A 17,718-nucleotide genomic window follows, 5' to 3' on the forward strand; every position below is an offset into this window, starting at 1 on the left:
TGGGGAGGGGAAATTATGGCGGTACATTACCCCGCATGTCGCCCCTGTAGGAGCGTAGATCGAAATAAAATTGAATCTTTTTAGAATTTGTGGTATACTCGATGTCGCCTCTGTAGGGGCGTGGATTGAAATTTGATTTATGGCCTTATCGTCACATAATATGTTTAGAGTTTATCTAACAAGGGTGTGCAATAAAATTCTTGTGTTGATATCGCCTTTCAGAGTAAAAGGAGTGAAATATATGTCAAAGGTTGAAGCAGCAAAAAAATTATACGAAGAATGTAAGGATATGGATATAGATGAAACTATGGAATTGGTTTTAACTGCTGAGACGGAAGAAGAAAAGGAATTTTTTAGTCTGTTAGGTGATTTTATCTTACAGAGAAAGCAAAAGGAAGTAATAGCGCAAAAGAGGTTTTAATGAAAAAATATATCATATATGCCGGGGTAAATGGGGCGGGTAAATCAACATTATATGAGACGAGATCTTATCAGCATGAAATACCGCGGATTAATACAGACGAAATTTTGAGAGAATTTGGAGATTGGAGAAATACTGCAGATTTGATGAAGGCAGGTAAGATTGCAGTTGAACGATTAAATTCTTACTTGAAGAAAGGTATTACTTTTAATCAAGAAACAACTCTGTGTGGACATACGATATTTCATACAATACGTCAGGCAAAAGAAGCTCACTATGTTATAGAATTGCATTATGTAGGTGTTAATTCACCAACGATAGCAAAACAGAGAGTCGCTGATAGAGTCGTAATGGGAGGCCATGGGATACCGGACAAAGATGTAGATAAACGGTTTTTTGAAAGCCTGAAGAATCTGCACGAAATAATTGAACTATGTGACTTAGCAGCGTTATATGATAATACAAATGAATTTCGTCGTTTTGCTATATATAAGGGTGGAGAACTTGTGATTATCTCAAAAGAACTACCTGAATGGTATCAAAAATGGCTAGAGGGAATTCTGTAGTTTAAGATATAAAAAAGTGACATATTTAGCTTTAAAAATGACTGTATTGAGTTTATACAAGTTGAAGTGCGAATGTGAAGTGAACATGAAATTCCCGGGGTATTCGCACCAGAAAAATTACTAAACTGGCATTAAAATGTGATAGCAGAGGTTGCTATTTTAGGCGCATTACTAATTAAATTGTCTGCTTTTGTTCAATGTGTATAATAATAGTAGTATTGTTTTGTACAAGTTTGCCATGTCGCCCCTGTAGGGGCGTGGATTGAAATTCCGATCGTTCCCATGTCCTGACCGCCGCCTGCCATGTCGCCCCTGTAGGGGCGTGGATTGAAATAAAACTTTACATCAACAATAAATCGGAGACAAAATGTCGCCCCTGTAGGGGCGTGGATTGAAATGGCAGTGTTTCGACGGAACTGGTTCATGTGGAGCTGGATCTCGCCCCTATATCGGATAGTTTGAAACATCATCACTACCAAGTATAATTGTGTGCTGCACCTACCGTCAGCTCTTTGGTGGAGCATGAATTAAAACAGAAAAAGGAGGAACATCATATGAAGGAGATTGGGTACCTCCTTTTTGCTTTTTTTTACTATATTTTCTGCCTGTTCTGCCGCCGGGACAGCAAGAAGGTGTTCTGTGTGGTAACCAACAATGCCAGCGAACATGGAAATGTGGGCATGGTGGTGAAGGAATTGGAGAGCCGGGATGCGGACTATAAGTTTCATTATTACGGCAAGGCAGAGAGGGCGCAGGCCGGAAGGATCGGAAAGGTTTTTCGGTTTTTTCTGGGGCATTCCCGCGCATTGGCTTCCTGCGGGATTATTTTGCAGGACAATGTGTTTTTGCCGATGGCCTATTTAAAATTTCCGCCGAAGGTGCAGGTGATCCAGCTCTGGCATGGCACCGGGACGATTAAGAAGTTTGGACAGGATGTGAATACGGGCAGGCTGGGTGAGCTGGAAAAGAAGGCCAACAGCCGCATTACCAGGCTGATTGTGAATGGGCCAGGGATGGTGAAGCAGTATGCCGGTGCCTTTGGTATCCCGGAGGACAGAGTGGTCCCGTTAGGCCTTCCGATGACAGATCCGCTATTGAAGGCCGAAGCTGATACAGGAATGGGGAAACTGGAGGAGGAATACCCGGTGCTTGCGGGGAAGAAGCTTCTTCTTTATGCGCCTACGTTTCGGGATGAAGAGGTGGAGCATCCTGTATGGAACCTGGATACAGAGCTGCTTTTGGGCAGACTTCCGGCAGAATGGGTGCTTGGCATCCGGCTGCATCCTCATGTGGCGGAGCGGGCTGAGGTACCGGAGTCAGAGCGGATTATCAACTTGTCTCTTTATCCGGATTTGGATAAGATTTTGCTGGGGACGGCGGCTCTGGTGACTGACTATTCGTCGATCATATTTGACTACTGTGCGCTTAGACGCCCGATGTATTTTTATGCCTATGACCTGGAGCAGTTTTCGGAGCAGGGCAGAGGCTTTTATAAGCCATATGAGAGCTTTGTGCCGGGACCGGTGGTGAGGACAACCAAAGGGCTGGCGGAGGCAGTTGTAAGCGGGAGCTGGGACGCAGAGCAGGGCGAGCGGTTTGTAAATGAAAATTATCAATATCTGGATGGAAATGCGACGGAACGGATCGTGGAGATGATAACGAAATTCGAAAATATTTCGTAGAAATGTTTCGGTTTTTGCTGAAAATGGGGAATAAAATTGCGATTCCACATTTTTAGCTCTTGTAATCTGTCACTGTATGATGTTTAATGGAATGGGAACTTGTACCCTTTAACTTGAAGAAATGATACTAAAAGAAAGAAGAGGTGGATAATTTATGGCTGACAAAGCGACAATTAAACGCTTGGAACGTGTAGCGCTCAGCATAAGAGAAGATCTTTTGGAATTGTGTAACCGTACCGCAATCCATATCGGCGGAGATTATTCTGCAGCAGATCTGATGACCGTAATCTGGCAGTATGCCATGAAGTACGATGTGACCAATCCAAGATGGGAAGAGAGAGACCGTTTTGTCTTGAGTAAAGGACATGCTGCGGCAGTTACTTCTTTGAATCAGGCGGCAAAGGGCTGCTACAAGAAAGAAGAAATCTTCAATGAGTATGCAACGGACTTCGGACGTTTCGGTATGCATTCCTGTAACCTGATCAATCCTTATGTGGATGTTTCCACAGGTTCTCTGGGACATGGACTCCCGGTTGCTGTTGGAATTGCTTCCGGTCTGAAAGTGAAAAAGTCGAACAGCCGTGTATTCGTAGTAATGGGCGACGGTGAGATGGACGAAGGAAGTATCTGGGAAGGTGCTATGGCAGCCCGTCATTTCAAACTGGGCAACCTGATCGGTTTTGTAGACAGAAACCGCCTGTCCCTGGACGGCAAGACAGAAGAAATTATGGCTCTGGAGCCATTTGTTGATAAATGGAAAGCGTTCGGCTGGAATGTAGTAGAAGTAGACGGAAATAACATGGAAGCTCTGGTGGATGTAGTGGATTCCCTTCCGGCGCCGGACAGCGATGTTCCGACCGTTGTTATCGCAAATACTACCAAGGGTAACGGCGTAAGCTTTATGGAAAATGTAACAGAGTGGCATTCATCCATGATTGATGACGAGAAAATGAAACAGGCACAAGAGGAGCTGGAGGCTGCTTTTATTAAGAAATGGGGGGAACTGTAATGGCTGATTTGAAAAAAGGCGATATGATTGATGCCAGATCACTGGCAGGCGGCTGTATGGTTGACTTGGGAGACAAAAATTCCAAACTGGTCGTGCTGAACGCAGATCTCTCCCGAATCACATTTGCAAACGAATTCATCAAAAAATATCCGGAGCGTTCCTTTAATGTAGGCATTGCAGAGCAGAACCTGATCAGTGTAGCTGCTGGTCTTGCTCATGAAGGCTTTATGCCTGTTGCCTATACGATGGCACCGTTTTTGACTATGCGTGCCTGCGAGCAGATCCGTACAGACGTATGCTACGGACAGCTGCCGGTTCGTATGATTGGTTCCGGTTCCGGTTACTCTATGGGTATTTCCGGTGCAACTCACTCCGCTCTGGAGGATGTGGCTATCACAACTTCTATGGCTGGAATGACTGTGTTAGAGCCGGGTGATGCGAAACAGGTTGTTAAGATGCTGGAAGCTTCCATGGATTATGCAGGCCCGATCTACATTCGTGTGAGCCGCGAGCCTATGAGAGTCATCTATGACGATAACTATGACTATCAGATCGGTAAGGCAATCACGGCCAGAGAAGGCGATGACGCTGCTTTTATCGTATCCGGTAATGTAGTAGCTTCTGCACTGGATGCTGCTGTGAAACTGAAAGCTGACTGCGGCGTGAATGTCCGCGTTGTGGATATGCATACCATCAAACCTCTGGATGTGGATGCTGTATTAAGCGCTGCCAAGACTGGAAATGTGATTGCTGCACAGGACCACAATATCATCGGCGGTCTCGGCTATCATGTAGGTGCAGCTCTGGCACAGGCAGGGGTTGCATGCAACTTCAAGATCCTGGGCTGCCCGGACAAATTTGTTCCGCTGGCTACCCCTCAGTATCTGTATAAAATCAATGAGTATGATACAGACGGCTTATATAAGAACATGAAAGAAATGCTTGGGAAATAATAAGTATTGTTATATCGGAGCGAAAGGCCGCTGCTTGTGCAGCGGCCTTTCGTATATAATATGTTAAATGCAAGGATGAGTTCTATGCTTTCGGAGACACGGCTTTTCGCTACACCTTCGGCCCGCGCAATCTCGGTTTTGCTCAAGCCGAGTATGTAATGTGCGTAGACCCTCCGGCCCTGCGTATCAGGGAGGAGTCCAATTTTTTGAAATTAGTGCAACGGGATTTTTGTGGACTTCGGGACAAGTTGGCCCGAAGTGATATTCAGTTATATCCATCTAATTGTCAATATACTACTTTAGAGCCATTCGGACGGCATATTAAGATGTTTAGGAATGCGAGTATTTAAGTTTCCTATTGCTGCGTTAATTTGCCCTTGTGTCAAGAATATGCTTTCACTTAAATTAGCGTTTTTAATATTAGTATCCCTCATATCTGCTCCAAGAAAATTACATCCCGTCAGATCGCATCCTTCTAAATTCGCTGCTATTAAAAAAGTGAAACTAAAGTCGCAACCCATCAGTTTGGCTTTTTTGAAATTATGTCCCATAAAATCTTGTTTCTGCTTTATACTTTGTGACCTGCCGACCTGCTTTTTTACCTTTGTCCAAGCCTTATTCAGCAATATATCTACTTTCGTTCTGAAAAATTCCGTATCAAAATCCAGTATTTCTTGCGGAGAAGATTTCAAAAGAAGATTTAATTCATTTGAATAAATATTAGCCTCCTCCCAGAGTTCCTTTACTGGCTGTAACGTTAAAACCTCTGACAGATACAATAATATTTGTTGCAGATAGAATGTTTTCACAAATACATCAAATTCCTCTTGGGCTATGCATGGTTTGGATTTCCAGTTTTTTTCTCCATACAAGTGAGTAACTATCTGCCCCGCTCCACAACAATCATAGGCCAAACAGCCTTTCATATGTTTAGAGTGCAATTCCCTATGAATGGAGCAACAATAATGACTATCTAAATAGCAACATGGTGTTCCGGCAACTTTATCAGCAGGAAATCCATCAAATTTAGAAAAGTATAACGCTACACAGCAAAGCCCGCTACACTCATTACATTTAATCCGAAATTCATTGAAAATATTAGAACTGTATTGATGAAGTTTCAACTTGCGCCTCCTTACAAACACATGTCCCACTTGTGCCACTTCTTTATTAATAATATAATAGTTAAAAAATATATCGTCAATCGCTTGAAGCCAAGTGCTACATTCAAGTAAAAAATGTGACACAAAAGGAGCCCAAATGAAAAAGTTAAATCCAATAGCGGAACAATCGAAACAATGGCTTACCCAATCACTATTTCGTTTAATGGAAAAACAAATTTATTCGGAAATTACTATTTCAAAAATTTCAGGAAATGCTCAACTTGCCCGACGAACATTTTATCGAAATTTCTGTTCAAAAGAAGATGTAATCATCTATTCCTGCACACAGCTATGCGAGAGCTATATCAGATATTTAGATCAGGATATTGAATATTCGATACGACATATTATTCAAGTTTATTTTACCTTTTGGCAGGAACATATAGATTACCTGACAGTATTGACCAATAATCATCTTATATGTCATTTAATTGATGTTTCCAATAAATACTGGCCGCAGATATATGAACGTTTTAGAGAACATTGGAAAGACGATTGCTCTGATAAAGAATTAGAGTATTGTCTACTTTTTAGTATGGGTGGCCTATGGAATATTTTAATTAAATGGTTGTATAGCGAAAATAGAGAGACACCCCTTGAAATGGAACGTATTATTCAGAAATCACTCCATTACTTTATGAAAAGTATCTAAATAAACTGAACTTTTTGAGAGAGGCGCTAAACGGCAAGCGATGCAAGTGTCCGTAATCCTTAAACTTGCCTTTACTCCGTGGCTTCGGATTTTTCACAATCGAAAGCCCGTGTTCCAGACAGATCCGGTCGCTTACCCGCCGGATTGCAAAGGAGCTGTTCCAGAAATCCCGAAACTTCCGGGTACAGTCCAGAGATGTTGAATTGTAGTAAATGTGGTTGTAGACATGGGCCTTATCAATATGCGTTGTAACAATAAAAGCGTGTTTGCCTTTTGTCCAGCTCATGCCGAGCTCGTAGCCGATACGGTTTGCTTCTTCCGGGGTCACTTCTCCGGGGAGGAAGGACTGCCGTATTTGATAGCACAAAATGTCCTCGTCCCACTTCTGCACCCGTCCTGTGATGGCCTTATACTTGCTCTTGGAAAGCAGAAATTCTGCGTCTACTGTGGCCGGGTCGCACTCATAAGCGGAGATAAGTTTGCCGCCCCAGGTCTTTTCGGGATTTTTACCGTAGTCAATACAGTCCTTGATTGCCTCCGCTATCGTCTCCCCGGCGTTGATATGCCGGGTAAAATGGCGGGTAGTTGCCATGTCTCACCTCCATTCTATGTAGAATAAAGGTCAACGCCACCCTGCAACACGCTCTGTTGAAAATATATCATGGCAGAAAACCTCCGTCAAATGTATATATTGCTTGAATTTTGGCCGTAATTATATATATTGTTGAATAAATAAACAAATTGTGCGCAGTTTATCGCCGGGTGATAAATGGTCTAATAAGGTTAGGGTTCCAGATGAACTTTTTCCAGTGTCCTCTTCCAGAGTTTTTCTTTTTCCGGTACATATCCGTTGCCCGGTACTAAGGACGGCATAATTTTTCCGGGGGAGGAGAGCACGACCTTATTCTCCGATATTTCTTCCGGATAGAGATAATCCGATGGGAAGATATCGCTGGGATAAGTCATGTTCCCGATGGTGGCCAGTTCGGCGCAGATCCCTACGCCTATGGAAGTTTCCAGCATACCGCCGATCCAGTTGCCGATTCCGGCTTCCTGGCAGAGCCGGTTGATGCGCAGTGAGGGATATAAGCCGCCCACCCGGCCCGGCTTAATATTGATGTAGCCGCAGGCGTTCAGCTCTGCAGCAGCTTCGGCGGCCTCATAGGAGTTAATGCTCTCGTCCAGGCACAGAGGCGTTTCAAGGCGGGCCTGGAGCCTGGCATGCTGAACCAGGTCGGCATGAAACAGAGGCTGTTCAATCATGGCAAGACCCAGCTTGTCTATCTTCTGAAAGAGGGGCAGGTCCTCCGGTGTATAGCCGGAGTTGCAGTCGATGTGAAACACACCGTTTGGAAAGGCGGTGCGCACCGCACGGAGCATCTCGTAATCCCATCCGGGCTTTACTTTCAATTTGACCCGTTTGTAGCCATCTTGAAATGCCTGATCGATTAGCCCGAGAAGGGTGTCGATGGAATCCTGGATACCGAAGTCGGCCCCGGTCTCCACCTCATGATAGGAGCCGCCAAGAAGCTCATGCAGGGGCTTTTGTGTCATTTTGGACCTGAGGGTCCACCAGGCCATTTCAAGCCCTGATTTGGCGAAAGGATTGCCTTTTACTACAGCCAGCGCACGATTTATGTCCTCTGGTGTCTCGAATTCCTTCCCCAGCACGAGCGGGGAGAGAAAGCGGGTTATGACTTCATAGACGCCTCTGGCATATTCCGGCGAATAAGTGGGAGCGTAGAGGGGGCAGGCCTCCGCCCATGCGCTGTACGAGCCGGAGCTCATTTTTACCAGCACTGAATAGATAGAGGGATCTGACCCATAGGCGGTTGTCCAGGGATTTTTAAGAGGATTTTCTACATAATAAACGTCCAGTGCATCAATTCTCATTACGATTTTCTTCCTTTCTCCTGCCTTATGGCGGAAGCTGCCGCATAAGACAATCTGTTCTACCAGATATGATTCAGGCGTTCTTTTCCGCCGTTTCACGCAGGGATGCGATCCAGGTCTCGATGGCCTGCACCAGGATATACTGCTGCTGCAGCACGGCCATGCCTGTCTCTGGAATCTCCGGTTTATTTTCCTTGGTGCTGATATTTTCTTCCAAATACATCTTCATTATCTTTACGTTGTCCTCAATCTGGGACAGACATTGCTTTTGCCTGTCCGGTGCAAGGCTTGTCAGGTTGACGATCACGGCGTTAAAGTCGAGAAATATATGAATCGGCTTTGCGGCAATCTGAAACATCAGCTTCTCAAATTCTTTTTCTCCGGCATCGGTCAGGGAATAGATGGCTTTCTCCGGTTTATTTCCTTCTTTGACGGGATTGCTCTTAATATAGCCTTTTTCTTCCAGCTGGATAACCTTTTTATAGATGGAAGGCGTGCTGACCTTTACCCATCTGGAAATGTTTCGATATTCAACCAGCTTCTGAATATCGTAGGCGCTTAGAGATTCATTTTTCAGTATCCCTAGTACGATCAGATCTATCGTTGCCATAAGTTTCTCCTTTTCCTTGACAACTACTATAAATTATAGTAGTATGAGTTCTGCATCTTCTATACTATAATTTATAGTAATATATGCGGTAACACATGTCAAGAGAGAAGGATAAACACTTCAGAATGGAGGAAATGATGAAGGAACATAGTGGAAAGATAGAATTGCTTGGATATGCCCCGGTGCCGAAAGCACTACTGGCAATGGGACTTCCGGCTATGATAGGTATGATGATCAATGCACTTTATAATCTGGTGGATGCATGGTTTGTAGGAGGGCTGGGGACCAGCCAGATGGGAGCAATCACGGTTGTATTTCCCCTTGGACAGATTGTGGTGGGATTGGGCCTGCTGTTCGGCAGCGGCGCCGCTTCCTATATATCCAGACTGCTGGGCAGGGGAGAGAAGGAAACGGCGGATAAAGCTGCCAGTACCGCGCTGTACAGCGGCATTTTAGCCGGCACTGTCTTGATAGGCGGCGTTATTTTATTTCTGAATCCTATTTTGGAACAGCTGGGTGCAACAGAGAGCATTATGCCCTATGCAAAGGTCTATGCTGGTATTTATATTATTTCTTCTATCTTCAATATCCTGAATGTCACGATGAATAATATCGTGACCAGCGAGGGAGCGGCAAAGACAACTATGTTTGCACTGATGGCCGGTGCAGTACTCAATATCATTCTGGACCCGGTATTCATCTATGTGCTGAAACTGGGGGTTGCCGGTGCCGCAATCGCAACGGGTATTTCGCAGGTTGTCTCAACGCTGGTTTATCTGGTCTATATTCTAAGAGGGAAAAGCATCTTTCATTTTCGGCTCAGAGATTGCTGCTTTTCTAAGAAAATTGTATCTGAGATTTTGAAAATAGGCATCCCTACCATGATATTCCAGCTGCTCACCAGCCTCTCTATTACTCTGATTACCAAGCAGGCCAGGGGATATGGAGACTCTGTGATTGCTGGTATGGGGGTGGTGACCAGAATTACTTCCATGGGCAGTCTGATGGTGTTCGGATTCATCAAAGGCTTTCAGCCGATCGCCGGCTATAGCTATGGAGCTAAGAAATACGGCCGTCTGAGCGAAGCAATCAGAACCTCTATTTTGTGGTCAACCATATTCTGTACGGCCTTTGGGCTGGCAGCAGCGCTGTTTTCCGGAGGGATTGTGTCCCAGTTTACCCAGGGCGATCCAGAACTGATCCTTATCGGAGAGAAGGCACTGCGGGCAAACGGCCTGTCCTTCCTGCTCTTTGGTTTCTATACGGTATATTCCTCTTTGTTTCTGGCTCTGGGCAGGGGAAAGGCTGGATTCATCCTGGGCGCCTGCCGGCAGGGAATCTGTTTTGTGCCTGTGATCTTACTGCTCCCGATGGCGTGGGGCGTAAATGGTATTCTCTACGCACAGCCGATTGCAGATGTTCTTTCTGCAGTTATCGCTGTCTGTATGGCAATCCGTCTTCACCGGGAACTGAGGCAGGCACAAAGAGGGGCAGCTGTGATATATTAAAATCACATCTAAAAAAGACACAGCCTCGGCTGTGTCTTTTTTCTCTATTATTGTTCCATCAATTCTATTTCACTGATCACGTATTTTTCCACCAGTCTGATCGGCTGATAGGATAGCTTGGCCTGGCGCAGACCGTCCTGACCCAGATCATCCTCCCGGTTGACCAGTTCGGCATCTGGAAATTCATTGACCAGAAACTGCTGGTTGATATAGGCATAGAGTCCGCGGAACTCCGCGTTTGCCTTCTCCACGTGGATGAAAGCCGTTTTCAGATGAGGATTATAGCTGCCCAGGGAGTAGGCCTGGAGCTTTCCGTCGATAAAGACTCCGCCGATGCGGCAGTCAACCTCGGAACAGTGCTGGAAGATCCGGTGAATTCCGTCCTCCTCGCAGCCGATCAGTTCCGCACGCTCGGGGTTTTTCCGGTCGTCGATCCAGGTCTGATGGAACTCCTGAATTACGTCCAGATCGGAGCAGCAGAGTGTACGGTATTCAAAACGTCCGTCATATTCCTTCAGGAAACCGTTTAAATGGTTTTTCTTTTTGTGATATTTTTTTCCGGACAAGGTTCTCAGCTTGTCCGCGTCGTATATATAATCAAAACAGGCCCGGTCCTCTCGGAAATCAAAGTTCTGGATAAATTCTTCGTTTTCTTTCAATTTTTCAATGACAGGCATATCCGTCAGATACATTTTTAAAGGCTCATGCAGCTCATCATGAAAATAATCCCGGATGGCAAAAAACGCTTCCGCAATGTCTTCTTCTCTGCAGTAAGGCGCAAGAGTGGAAGTTTTGCCATGTACCTGGATCAACAGAAACATGAACTTGTCTGTGGTCACATATTTGGTTCGGTAGAAGCCTGCCCAGATAAACTGGTTTAAAAATTGTCCTTCGCTCATATAAATCGGGCGGAGCACGGTATATTTGTTAAATTCTTCTGCTGACTGAGGCGTCAGTTCCTTTGGTGCTGAATAAGTCATGATTATTCCGTTCCCTTTCTCTATTTTAAAGCTGTCACGGAAGGCTTGGTTCGGACGGATCAGTTCCCGTTCCGTCTTGCACGCATACGCTGGGTGGGGTCCAGTATCTTCTTGCGGATACGCAGGCTCTTGGGCGTCACTTCCAGCAGTTCGTCGGTGTCGATAAATTCCAGACACTGTTCCAGACTCAAAACTCTGGGCGGAACGAGGCGGAGCGCGTCATCGGCGTTGGAAGAACGGGTATTGGTAAGCTGTTTCTTTTTGCACACGTTTACTTCGATGTCATCGGTTTTACCGTTCTGGCCTACCACCATACCGGAGTAAACCTTTTCGCCGGCACTGATAAAAAGAGTTCCGCGCTCCTGGGCGTTGAACAAACCATAGGTGATTGCCTCACCTGCCTCGTAGGCAATCAGGGAACCCTGTGTCCGGTACTGGATATCTCCCTTATAAGGGCCGTAGCCTTCAAATACAGTATTAAGGATACCATTTCCTTTGGTATCTGTCAAAAAATCTCCTCTGTAACCGATCAGGCCTCTGGAAGGAATCAGGAATTCCAGACGGGAGTAGCCGCCGGATGTGGACGACATACCCTGAAGCTCCCCTTTTCTCTGACTGAGCTTATCAATGACCGTACCGGTAAATTCCTCCGGAACATCGATAACGGCACGCTCCATGGGCTCCAGCTGATGACCCTTGTCGTCCTGTTTGTACAGGACTTCGGCCTTGCTCACGGCAAATTCATAGCCCTCACGGCGCATATTTTCAATCAGGACAGATAAATGAAGTTCACCGCGGCCCGACACCTTGAAACAATCAGTATTGTCCGTTTCCTCCACTCTCAGGCTGACGTCCGTGTTCAGCTCGCGGAACAGCCGCTCCCTGATATGCCGGGACGTGATATATTTACCTTCCTGTCCGGCCAGAGGACTGTCATTTACCATGAAATCCATGGCGATAGTGGGTTCGGAAATTTTCTGGAAGGGGATTGCAACCGGATGTTCCGGGGAGCAGAGTGTATCCCCGATGCGAATATCGGAAATACCCGAAATCGCCACGATGGAACCCACAGTGGCGCTCTCCACATCCACCTTCTGAAGACCCTCAAATTCATACAGTTTGCTTATCTTTACCTTCTGGCATTTATCCGGATCATGGAGATTTACGATAACCATCTCCTGGTTTACCCGGATGGTACCGTTATCCACCTTGCCGACTCCGATCCGGCCTACATATTCGTTGTAGTCAATGGTGCTGACCAATACCTGGGTAGGTGCCTCCGGATCTCCCTCCGGTGCGGGAATATAATCGACAATTGTCTCAAAGAGCGGTTCCATGCTGGTGCCATCCTGTTCGGGATCAAGGGTTGCCACGCCGGATTTTGCAGACGCAAAAACAAAGGGGCAGTCCAATTGCTCTTCCGACGCATCCAGGTCAAGCAAAAGCTCCAGCACCTCATCAATCACCTCTGTGGGTCTGGCTTCCGGACGGTCGATTTTGTTGATGCAGACGATAACCGGCAGAGAGAGCTCAAGTGCTTTCTTTAACACAAACTTGGTCTGAGGCATCGGTCCCTCAAAGGCATCTACTACTAAGATAACACCGTTAACCATTTTTAATACACGCTCCACTTCGCCGCCGAAATCGGCATGTCCGGGCGTATCAATAATATTGATCTTATAATCTTTATAGTGTACGGCAGTATTTTTGGAGAGGATCGTGATACCACGTTCCCTTTCGATGTCATTGGAATCCATGACACGCTCCTGAACGTCCTGACCCACGCGGAATACGCCGCTCTGCTTGAGCAGTTCATCCACCAGGGTCGTTTTGCCGTGATCGACATGGGCAATGATTGCAATATTTCTGATATCCTGTCTCTTGATTTTCATAAAAACCTTCTTTCTTCTTTTCAAAACTGTCTGAAAACGGGTTCAGCTCTCCGGTTTTGACACGGGAATCTTCTCGTATTATATAAGGAAGTATTTTTCTATTTTTCCCCAAATTCCAACTTTTTGATTATATACCATAACGAAAGGTTTTTACAAGGGGTTTTGTATTGTCAGAGATGAGAAACTAGGGTATACTTGTAACCGGAGAGCGAAGCATAGTAAAAGGAGTAGGATAAAATATGAGTAAAATTGGGAAAAAGATCGCATTATTATTTGTCCTGGCAGGTTTAATGGCCTCTTTGACAGGCTGTGCCACGGCAAAACTTGCAGATGGATTTGACGCGGAGCAGGTGGAGAGCAGCGGCAAGGAAGTAATCGAATTGCTGCATAACCGGGATTACCAGACAATTATTGACCGGTCCAGAGAAGATTTAAGAGCGGATGTCACTGTGGATTCCCTGAAAGAGCAGATTGATCCGAAGCTGGATAAATTGGGCAATTTTGTAGAATATAAGAAGGTAGTCACCGGCGGTTCAAAGGATAAGACGACCGACGAGGATTACGGGACAGCTATGATTACGGCAAAGTATGAGGACGGCAAAGCAACCTATACGATTTCCTTTGATAAAGAGAATAATCTGGTTGGCTTCTATATGAAATAGGGGAGAATCGCACAAAACGCGTTTTTTGAGAAAAACCGTTCTTTTGGCAGGTTGGGGGTTCGCAAAAGATAGGAATTGTGCTATACTTTATAAAACCTGTTTCGATTATGTGATGGAATGTCAAGTTGGAATAGTTGTTTCGAAAACGTGTACAGGCTCTGTATGTGCGGGCCTGATTACGAAATGAATGATGGAGGTGTATTATGTTAGTATCAGCAAAAGAAATGCTCGATAAAGCAAAAGCAGGAAAATATGCGGTTGGCCATTTTAACATCAATAATCTGGAGTGGACGAAAGCAATCATTGAGACAGCACAGGAACTTAATTCCCCGGTTATTTTAGGCGTTTCCGAGGGCGCAGCTAAATACATGGGCGGTTATAAAACGATCGTGGGCATGGTAAACGGCCTTCTGGAAGAATTAAAAATCACGGTTCCGGTTGCTCTGCATCTGGATCACGGCAGCTATGAAGGTGCGAAAGCATGTATTGCAGCAGGATTCTCTTCTGTAATGTTCGATGGTTCCCACTATCCGATTGAAGAAAATATCGAGAAGACAAGAGAACTGGCTGCTGTCTGCAAAGAAAAAGGCCTTTCTCTGGAAGCAGAGGTTGGAGCAATCGGCGGTGAAGAAGACGGTGTTGTTGCAGCTGGTGAATGTGCAGATCCGAAGGAATGCAAGATGATTGCAGATCTGGGTATCTCCATGCTGGCAGCCGGTATCGGCAATATCCACGGCAAATATCCTTCCAACTGGGCAGGACTTTCTTTTGAAACGCTCAATGCCATCAATGAGCAGGTAGGCGCTATGCCGATCGTGCTTCACGGCGGTTCCGGAATTCCGGAAGATCAGATCAAAAAAGCGATCTCCATGGGCGTTTCCAAGATTAATGTTAATACAGAGTGCCAGCTGGCATTTGCAGCGGAAGTAAGAAAATACTTCGAAGCAGGCAAAGATCTGGAAGGCAAAGGCTTTGACCCACGTAAGATCATGGGACCGGGTGTTGCAGGCATCAAGGAGACGGTGAAAGAGAAAATGGAATTATTCGGTTCTGTCGGCAAAGCTTGAGTAGTGTAAAAGCGATTGACATCAACTGATAAGAAAATTGAAGCGGGGACTGTCTGTGGCAGTTCCCGCTTTTTTCGGAAAAAATATTTAAAAAATCCAACATTTCATAGGTCTCAATTGTATTATAAGTGAAGGGAGGTATTTCGGTGGCAGATTGTCTTCGGCCTTCGGACAGGGATATCATGGAGCTTTATTACCGCCAGGTGGATACGGTATATAGGGTTTGTTTCATGATGCTTAAAAACACTGCCGATGCGGAGGATGTGACACAGAATGTCTTTGTAAAATTAATACAATTGGGAAAACGATTTGAAAGTGAAGAACACGAAAAAGCGTGGCTGATCGTGGCTGCACGGAATGAGTGCAAAAATTTATTAGGCCACTGGTGGCGGAAAAAGAGGACTTCAATAGAGGATGTGAACCCTCAGCAGCTGACAGCAGAACATCAATATGATGAGACGCTGGAAGAAGTAATCGGGCTTCCGGAACGGTTCCGCCTGCCGGTTTATCTATACTACTATGAGGGATATTCTACGAAAGAGATATCCGGACTCCTGCACCGGAAAGAGGGAACGGTGAGATCGCAGTTACATACGGGAAGAGAAATGCTTAAGCTCAGGCTGGGAGGTGGGCTGGATGAATAGAGAAGAATTAATCCGCAGCCTGAAGGGCGTCGGCCCCGATCCCGCTCAGAGAGAACGCATGTTATCTGGTATCCTGGACAGGGTAAAGGAAGAACCAGGCAGAGTTCGGCGATATCACAGAGGTGCACTGCTGTGGAAGGCGGCTGTTTCTATGGCTGCTATTATCCTTATTTTGCTGCTGATACCACAGCGCCAGCCCAGGATTTCTCTGGTGCCGGAGCCCGCTGTAGCTCAGGAGCAGCAGTCCAGAGCGTTTCTGGCTGTCAGGATGGAAGAGAGTAAATATTTCAACTATAACGGCCTTCGGTATGAATTCCTGTCGGATGGGGCGGAATACGATCTGTCCCAGGTAAAACTGAAGGAAAATCTGGGTACCCTTGTATCTTCCGATTCCGTAACATCGGGAAACAATGGGGCAGATGCAGGTGCTGATTTTACAGCGAATTACGCCGAGGGCGGTGAGATTTACCGCTTATCCGTCTACAAAGAGGCGTTTCGTCTGGGTGTAGTGTGGGAGGAACGGTGCTATCTGGCTCAGGCTGTCTCCTATGCAGATGGTTCGTTACTGCCCGCCAAGGAATTATTCGAACCGGCGCAGCTGGGGAGGAAGACGGAACGGCTGGAGCTGACAGACATGTCAAATGGTGAGTGCCTGGCTAGTATTACTTCCGGAAGACTGCTTGGAAAATTGGCGGGTCTGCTGGAAGAATCACAGGAGGAGCAGCCGGGAGAAGTCGGAATGTCGGATGATATGATTCAGCTTCGCTTTTTCCTGAATGACGGTACACAGATGGAATTGACGGTGCTGTCCCGGCAGAAGATTCTGATGGGCGGCGGTTCCTACCAGATATCGGATGAGTGTTCCGCCCTTCTGGACAGCTGGATAGAGAATTAAGAAATATCAGAGTGATAATAAAAGGAGGAAGACAAGATGAAAAAGAAATGGATACAGAGAACTGCAGCACTTTTGCTATGTGCGGCAATGCTGGCGGCCGGCAGCGGCCAGTCTGTCCCAGAGGCAGAGGCAAAAGCAGCTTCAAAAACGACAGGAGCTTATGATAAGGAAGCCACAGGGCTTGTTATGGTGTTCGGCCGGATGGCAGAGCAGAAGGCGGATCGAATTACTCTTGATCATCCTAACAAACAGAACCCGTACCCTTCAATTATACTGAATATTACGGAGGATACCCTGATTCTGGATGCTGCAAGCCTGACTCCGGTCAAGGCGGAGGATATTGACTACGGTGAAACTCTCTACGCATACACAAGTCGGGTAATGACAAGAAGTATGCCGCCTATTTCCAATGCACGGGTTATTTTGTGCAATATACCCTACAATTTCATCATGCCTTCGTTCCAGGAAATAATGGAAGGGGCTAAGACGAGACCGGTGAATGTGCTGCAGTGGGGAAGTTTAGGTAAAGATGAGACCGGCAGATATCTGCTCACCTGTACAGATGATCGGCTTCCAAACAAAGAAATCGTGCTCAATATAACCGAGGATACTCTGGTGCTGGATGCGGTGAAAGGACTGCCGGTGGACCTTAAGGATCTAAAGGCGAATGAAACAGTTTACGTATATACCGATCTGGCAATGACATTAAGTTTGCCGCCGATCACCAACGCTCAGTTGATTTTGTGCGGAATTCCTGCCGATTACAAGGTGCCATCCTATTATGAGATCACAAAAGTGATAAAGGAAGACGGAGTCACATTCCTCAGTACAGATAAGGGGGATACATTAAAGGTGAATGCAGACTGTGAGCTGAGTCCTTATCTTACGAAGAATATTGTGACAAGAGACGATCTGAAAACGGGCGGCAGAATCCTGGTTTGGGCAGACACTTCTGACCAGCCGCAGCGAATACTGATATTTTCCCGTTAATTGCAAGAGTATACTAAAATGAAGTCAAAGAGAGTTCTTCATGTCTGCCAGAGACATACCCCCATAGAAAGAACTACACCCCGGCCGGTAAAAACCGGTTCGGGGTGTAGTTCTTTCTAACTTTATTTCTT

Annotated in this window: 17 protein-coding genes, 1 pseudogene and 1 CRISPR repeat array (1 of these 19 only partly in view); of the genes and pseudogenes, 12 read left to right on the plus strand and 6 right to left on the minus strand. The window is 45.9% G+C overall.

The window, feature by feature from the left end; translation table 11 throughout:
- Nucleotides 1-133: a CRISPR direct-repeat array (repeat unit 31 nt) (it extends 231 nt beyond the left edge of the window).
- A gap of 108 nt (nucleotides 134-241) precedes the next feature.
- From ABCW47_RS03560 to ABCW47_RS03580, 5 genes are all read left to right on the plus strand, one after another.
- The gene (locus ABCW47_RS03560; protein ID WP_343208487.1) at nucleotides 242-421 is read left to right on the plus strand and encodes a hypothetical protein; all 180 of its coding nucleotides are present in this window, start codon (nucleotides 242-244) and stop codon (nucleotides 419-421) included.
- Nucleotides 421-987, plus strand: a complete 567-nt coding sequence (locus tag ABCW47_RS03565; protein ID WP_343208488.1) for an ATPase — start codon at nucleotides 421-423, stop codon at nucleotides 985-987. The genes ABCW47_RS03560 and ABCW47_RS03565 overlap by 1 nt, the downstream gene beginning before the upstream one ends.
- Nucleotides 988-1,541: 554 nt before the next feature.
- A complete protein-coding gene (locus ABCW47_RS03570) occupies nucleotides 1,542-2,669 on the plus strand; it encodes a CDP-glycerol glycerophosphotransferase family protein (RefSeq protein WP_343208489.1) in 1,128 nt (375 codons plus the stop codon).
- A gap of 154 nt (nucleotides 2,670-2,823) precedes the next feature.
- Nucleotides 2,824-3,678, plus strand: a complete 855-nt coding sequence (locus ABCW47_RS03575; protein WP_343208490.1) for a transketolase — start codon at nucleotides 2,824-2,826, stop codon at nucleotides 3,676-3,678.
- Nucleotides 3,678-4,631, plus strand: a complete 954-nt coding sequence (locus ABCW47_RS03580; RefSeq protein WP_343208491.1) for a transketolase family protein — start codon at nucleotides 3,678-3,680, stop codon at nucleotides 4,629-4,631. Before ABCW47_RS03575 ends, ABCW47_RS03580 begins: the two co-directional genes overlap by 1 nt.
- 299 nt (nucleotides 4,632-4,930) lie before the next feature.
- Here ABCW47_RS03580 and ABCW47_RS03590 read toward each other — a convergent pair whose 3' ends face one another.
- Entirely contained in the window at nucleotides 4,931-5,755 is an 825-nt protein-coding gene (locus ABCW47_RS03590) for a pentapeptide repeat-containing protein (protein ID WP_343208492.1), read from the minus strand.
- A gap of 136 nt (nucleotides 5,756-5,891) precedes the next feature.
- Between ABCW47_RS03590 and ABCW47_RS03595 the strand changes: the two genes are divergently transcribed.
- Nucleotides 5,892-6,446 carry a TetR/AcrR family transcriptional regulator gene (locus ABCW47_RS03595; RefSeq protein WP_343208493.1) on the plus strand — a complete coding sequence of 185 codons (555 nt, stop codon included), beginning with the start codon at nucleotides 5,892-5,894 and terminating at the stop codon, nucleotides 6,444-6,446.
- A 49-nt stretch (nucleotides 6,447-6,495) separates the two neighbouring features.
- Here ABCW47_RS03595 and ABCW47_RS03600 read toward each other — a convergent pair.
- The 3 genes and pseudogenes from ABCW47_RS03600 to ABCW47_RS03610 form a co-directional block, all read right to left on the minus strand.
- A pseudogene (locus ABCW47_RS03600) lies at nucleotides 6,496-7,038 on the minus strand (relaxase/mobilization nuclease domain-containing protein); the annotation flags it as partial.
- Between the two features lie 191 nt (nucleotides 7,039-7,229).
- Nucleotides 7,230-8,339: an o-succinylbenzoate synthase gene (gene menC / locus ABCW47_RS03605; protein ID WP_343208494.1), complete on the minus strand. Its 1,110-nt coding sequence runs from the start codon at nucleotides 8,337-8,339 to the stop codon at nucleotides 7,230-7,232.
- 73 nt (nucleotides 8,340-8,412) lie between these two features.
- Nucleotides 8,413-8,949 (minus strand): PadR family transcriptional regulator, encoded by a 537-nt coding sequence (locus ABCW47_RS03610; protein ID WP_343208495.1) that lies wholly within the window; start codon nucleotides 8,947-8,949, stop codon nucleotides 8,413-8,415.
- 137 nt (nucleotides 8,950-9,086) lie between these two features.
- Here ABCW47_RS03610 and ABCW47_RS03615 point away from each other — a divergent pair, with 137 nt between their 5' ends.
- The gene (locus ABCW47_RS03615) at nucleotides 9,087-10,457 is read left to right on the plus strand and encodes an MATE family efflux transporter (protein WP_343208496.1); all 1,371 of its coding nucleotides are present in this window, start codon (nucleotides 9,087-9,089) and stop codon (nucleotides 10,455-10,457) included.
- A 47-nt stretch (nucleotides 10,458-10,504) separates the two neighbouring features.
- Here ABCW47_RS03615 and ABCW47_RS03620 read toward each other — a convergent pair whose 3' ends face one another.
- Both ABCW47_RS03620 and typA read right to left on the minus strand, forming a co-directional pair.
- Nucleotides 10,505-11,437, minus strand: coding sequence for a DUF2156 domain-containing protein (locus ABCW47_RS03620; RefSeq protein ID WP_343208497.1), 933 nt, complete (start codon nucleotides 11,435-11,437; stop codon nucleotides 10,505-10,507).
- A 59-nt stretch (nucleotides 11,438-11,496) separates the two neighbouring features.
- Nucleotides 11,497-13,329 carry a translational GTPase TypA gene (gene typA / locus ABCW47_RS03625; RefSeq protein ID WP_343208498.1) on the minus strand — a complete coding sequence of 611 codons (1,833 nt, stop codon included), beginning with the start codon at nucleotides 13,327-13,329 and terminating at the stop codon, nucleotides 11,497-11,499.
- A gap of 239 nt (nucleotides 13,330-13,568) precedes the next feature.
- Between typA and ABCW47_RS03630 the strand changes: the two genes are divergently transcribed.
- The 5 genes from ABCW47_RS03630 to ABCW47_RS03650 all read left to right on the plus strand — a co-directional run bounded on the left by ABCW47_RS03630 (nucleotide 13,569) and on the right by ABCW47_RS03650 (nucleotide 17,587).
- Nucleotides 13,569-13,991, plus strand: coding sequence for a DUF3887 domain-containing protein (locus tag ABCW47_RS03630; RefSeq protein ID WP_343208499.1), 423 nt, complete (start codon nucleotides 13,569-13,571; stop codon nucleotides 13,989-13,991).
- A gap of 203 nt (nucleotides 13,992-14,194) precedes the next feature.
- Nucleotides 14,195-15,058, plus strand: a complete 864-nt coding sequence (gene fba / locus ABCW47_RS03635) for a class II fructose-1,6-bisphosphate aldolase (RefSeq protein ID WP_343208500.1) — start codon at nucleotides 14,195-14,197, stop codon at nucleotides 15,056-15,058.
- Nucleotides 15,059-15,204: 146 nt separating this feature from the next.
- Nucleotides 15,205-15,702, plus strand: a complete 498-nt coding sequence (locus tag ABCW47_RS03640; RefSeq protein ID WP_343208501.1) for an RNA polymerase sigma factor — start codon at nucleotides 15,205-15,207, stop codon at nucleotides 15,700-15,702.
- Nucleotides 15,695-16,597: a hypothetical protein gene (locus tag ABCW47_RS03645; RefSeq protein ID WP_343208502.1), complete on the plus strand. Its 903-nt coding sequence runs from the start codon at nucleotides 15,695-15,697 to the stop codon at nucleotides 16,595-16,597. The genes ABCW47_RS03640 and ABCW47_RS03645 overlap by 8 nt, the downstream gene beginning before the upstream one ends.
- Before the next feature lie 36 nt (nucleotides 16,598-16,633).
- Complete coding sequence (locus ABCW47_RS03650) at nucleotides 16,634-17,587, plus strand: hypothetical protein (protein WP_343208503.1); 954 nt, start codon at nucleotides 16,634-16,636, stop codon at nucleotides 17,585-17,587.
- Nucleotides 17,588-17,718: the final 131 nt, after the last annotated feature.

This window comes from Anaerolentibacter hominis (genome assembly GCF_032380675.1).
GTDB classification, from domain to species: domain Bacteria; phylum Bacillota; class Clostridia; order Lachnospirales; family Lachnospiraceae; genus Anaerolentibacter; species Anaerolentibacter hominis.

Bases quoted from the DNA above. Each gene is read 5' to 3' on its own strand.
- ABCW47_RS03595 (WP_343208493.1), top strand. From the start codon at position 5,892: ATGAAAAAGTTAAATCCAATAGCGGAACAATCGAAACAATGGCTTACC.
- ABCW47_RS03620 (WP_343208497.1), bottom strand. From the start codon at position 11,437: ATGACTTATTCAGCACCAAAGGAACTGACGCCTCAGTCAGCAGAAGAA.
- ABCW47_RS03580 (WP_343208491.1), top strand. From the start codon at position 3,678: ATGGCTGATTTGAAAAAAGGCGATATGATTGATGCCAGATCACTGGCA.
- menC (WP_343208494.1), bottom strand. From the start codon at position 8,339: ATGAGAATTGATGCACTGGACGTTTATTATGTAGAAAATCCTCTTAAA.
- ABCW47_RS03650 (WP_343208503.1), top strand. From the start codon at position 16,634: ATGAAAAAGAAATGGATACAGAGAACTGCAGCACTTTTGCTATGTGCG.
- ABCW47_RS03560 (WP_343208487.1), top strand. From the start codon at position 242: ATGTCAAAGGTTGAAGCAGCAAAAAAATTATACGAAGAATGTAAGGAT.
- ABCW47_RS03565 (WP_343208488.1), top strand. From the start codon at position 421: ATGAAAAAATATATCATATATGCCGGGGTAAATGGGGCGGGTAAATCA.
- ABCW47_RS03630 (WP_343208499.1), top strand. From the start codon at position 13,569: ATGAGTAAAATTGGGAAAAAGATCGCATTATTATTTGTCCTGGCAGGT.
- ABCW47_RS03570 (WP_343208489.1), top strand. From the start codon at position 1,542: ATGAAGGAGATTGGGTACCTCCTTTTTGCTTTTTTTTACTATATTTTC.
- typA (WP_343208498.1), bottom strand. From the start codon at position 13,329: ATGAAAATCAAGAGACAGGATATCAGAAATATTGCAATCATTGCCCAT.
- ABCW47_RS03645 (WP_343208502.1), top strand. From the start codon at position 15,695: ATGAATAGAGAAGAATTAATCCGCAGCCTGAAGGGCGTCGGCCCCGAT.
- ABCW47_RS03615 (WP_343208496.1), top strand. From the start codon at position 9,087: ATGAAGGAACATAGTGGAAAGATAGAATTGCTTGGATATGCCCCGGTG.
- fba (WP_343208500.1), top strand. From the start codon at position 14,195: ATGTTAGTATCAGCAAAAGAAATGCTCGATAAAGCAAAAGCAGGAAAA.
- ABCW47_RS03575 (WP_343208490.1), top strand. From the start codon at position 2,824: ATGGCTGACAAAGCGACAATTAAACGCTTGGAACGTGTAGCGCTCAGC.
- ABCW47_RS03610 (WP_343208495.1), bottom strand. From the start codon at position 8,949: ATGGCAACGATAGATCTGATCGTACTAGGGATACTGAAAAATGAATCT.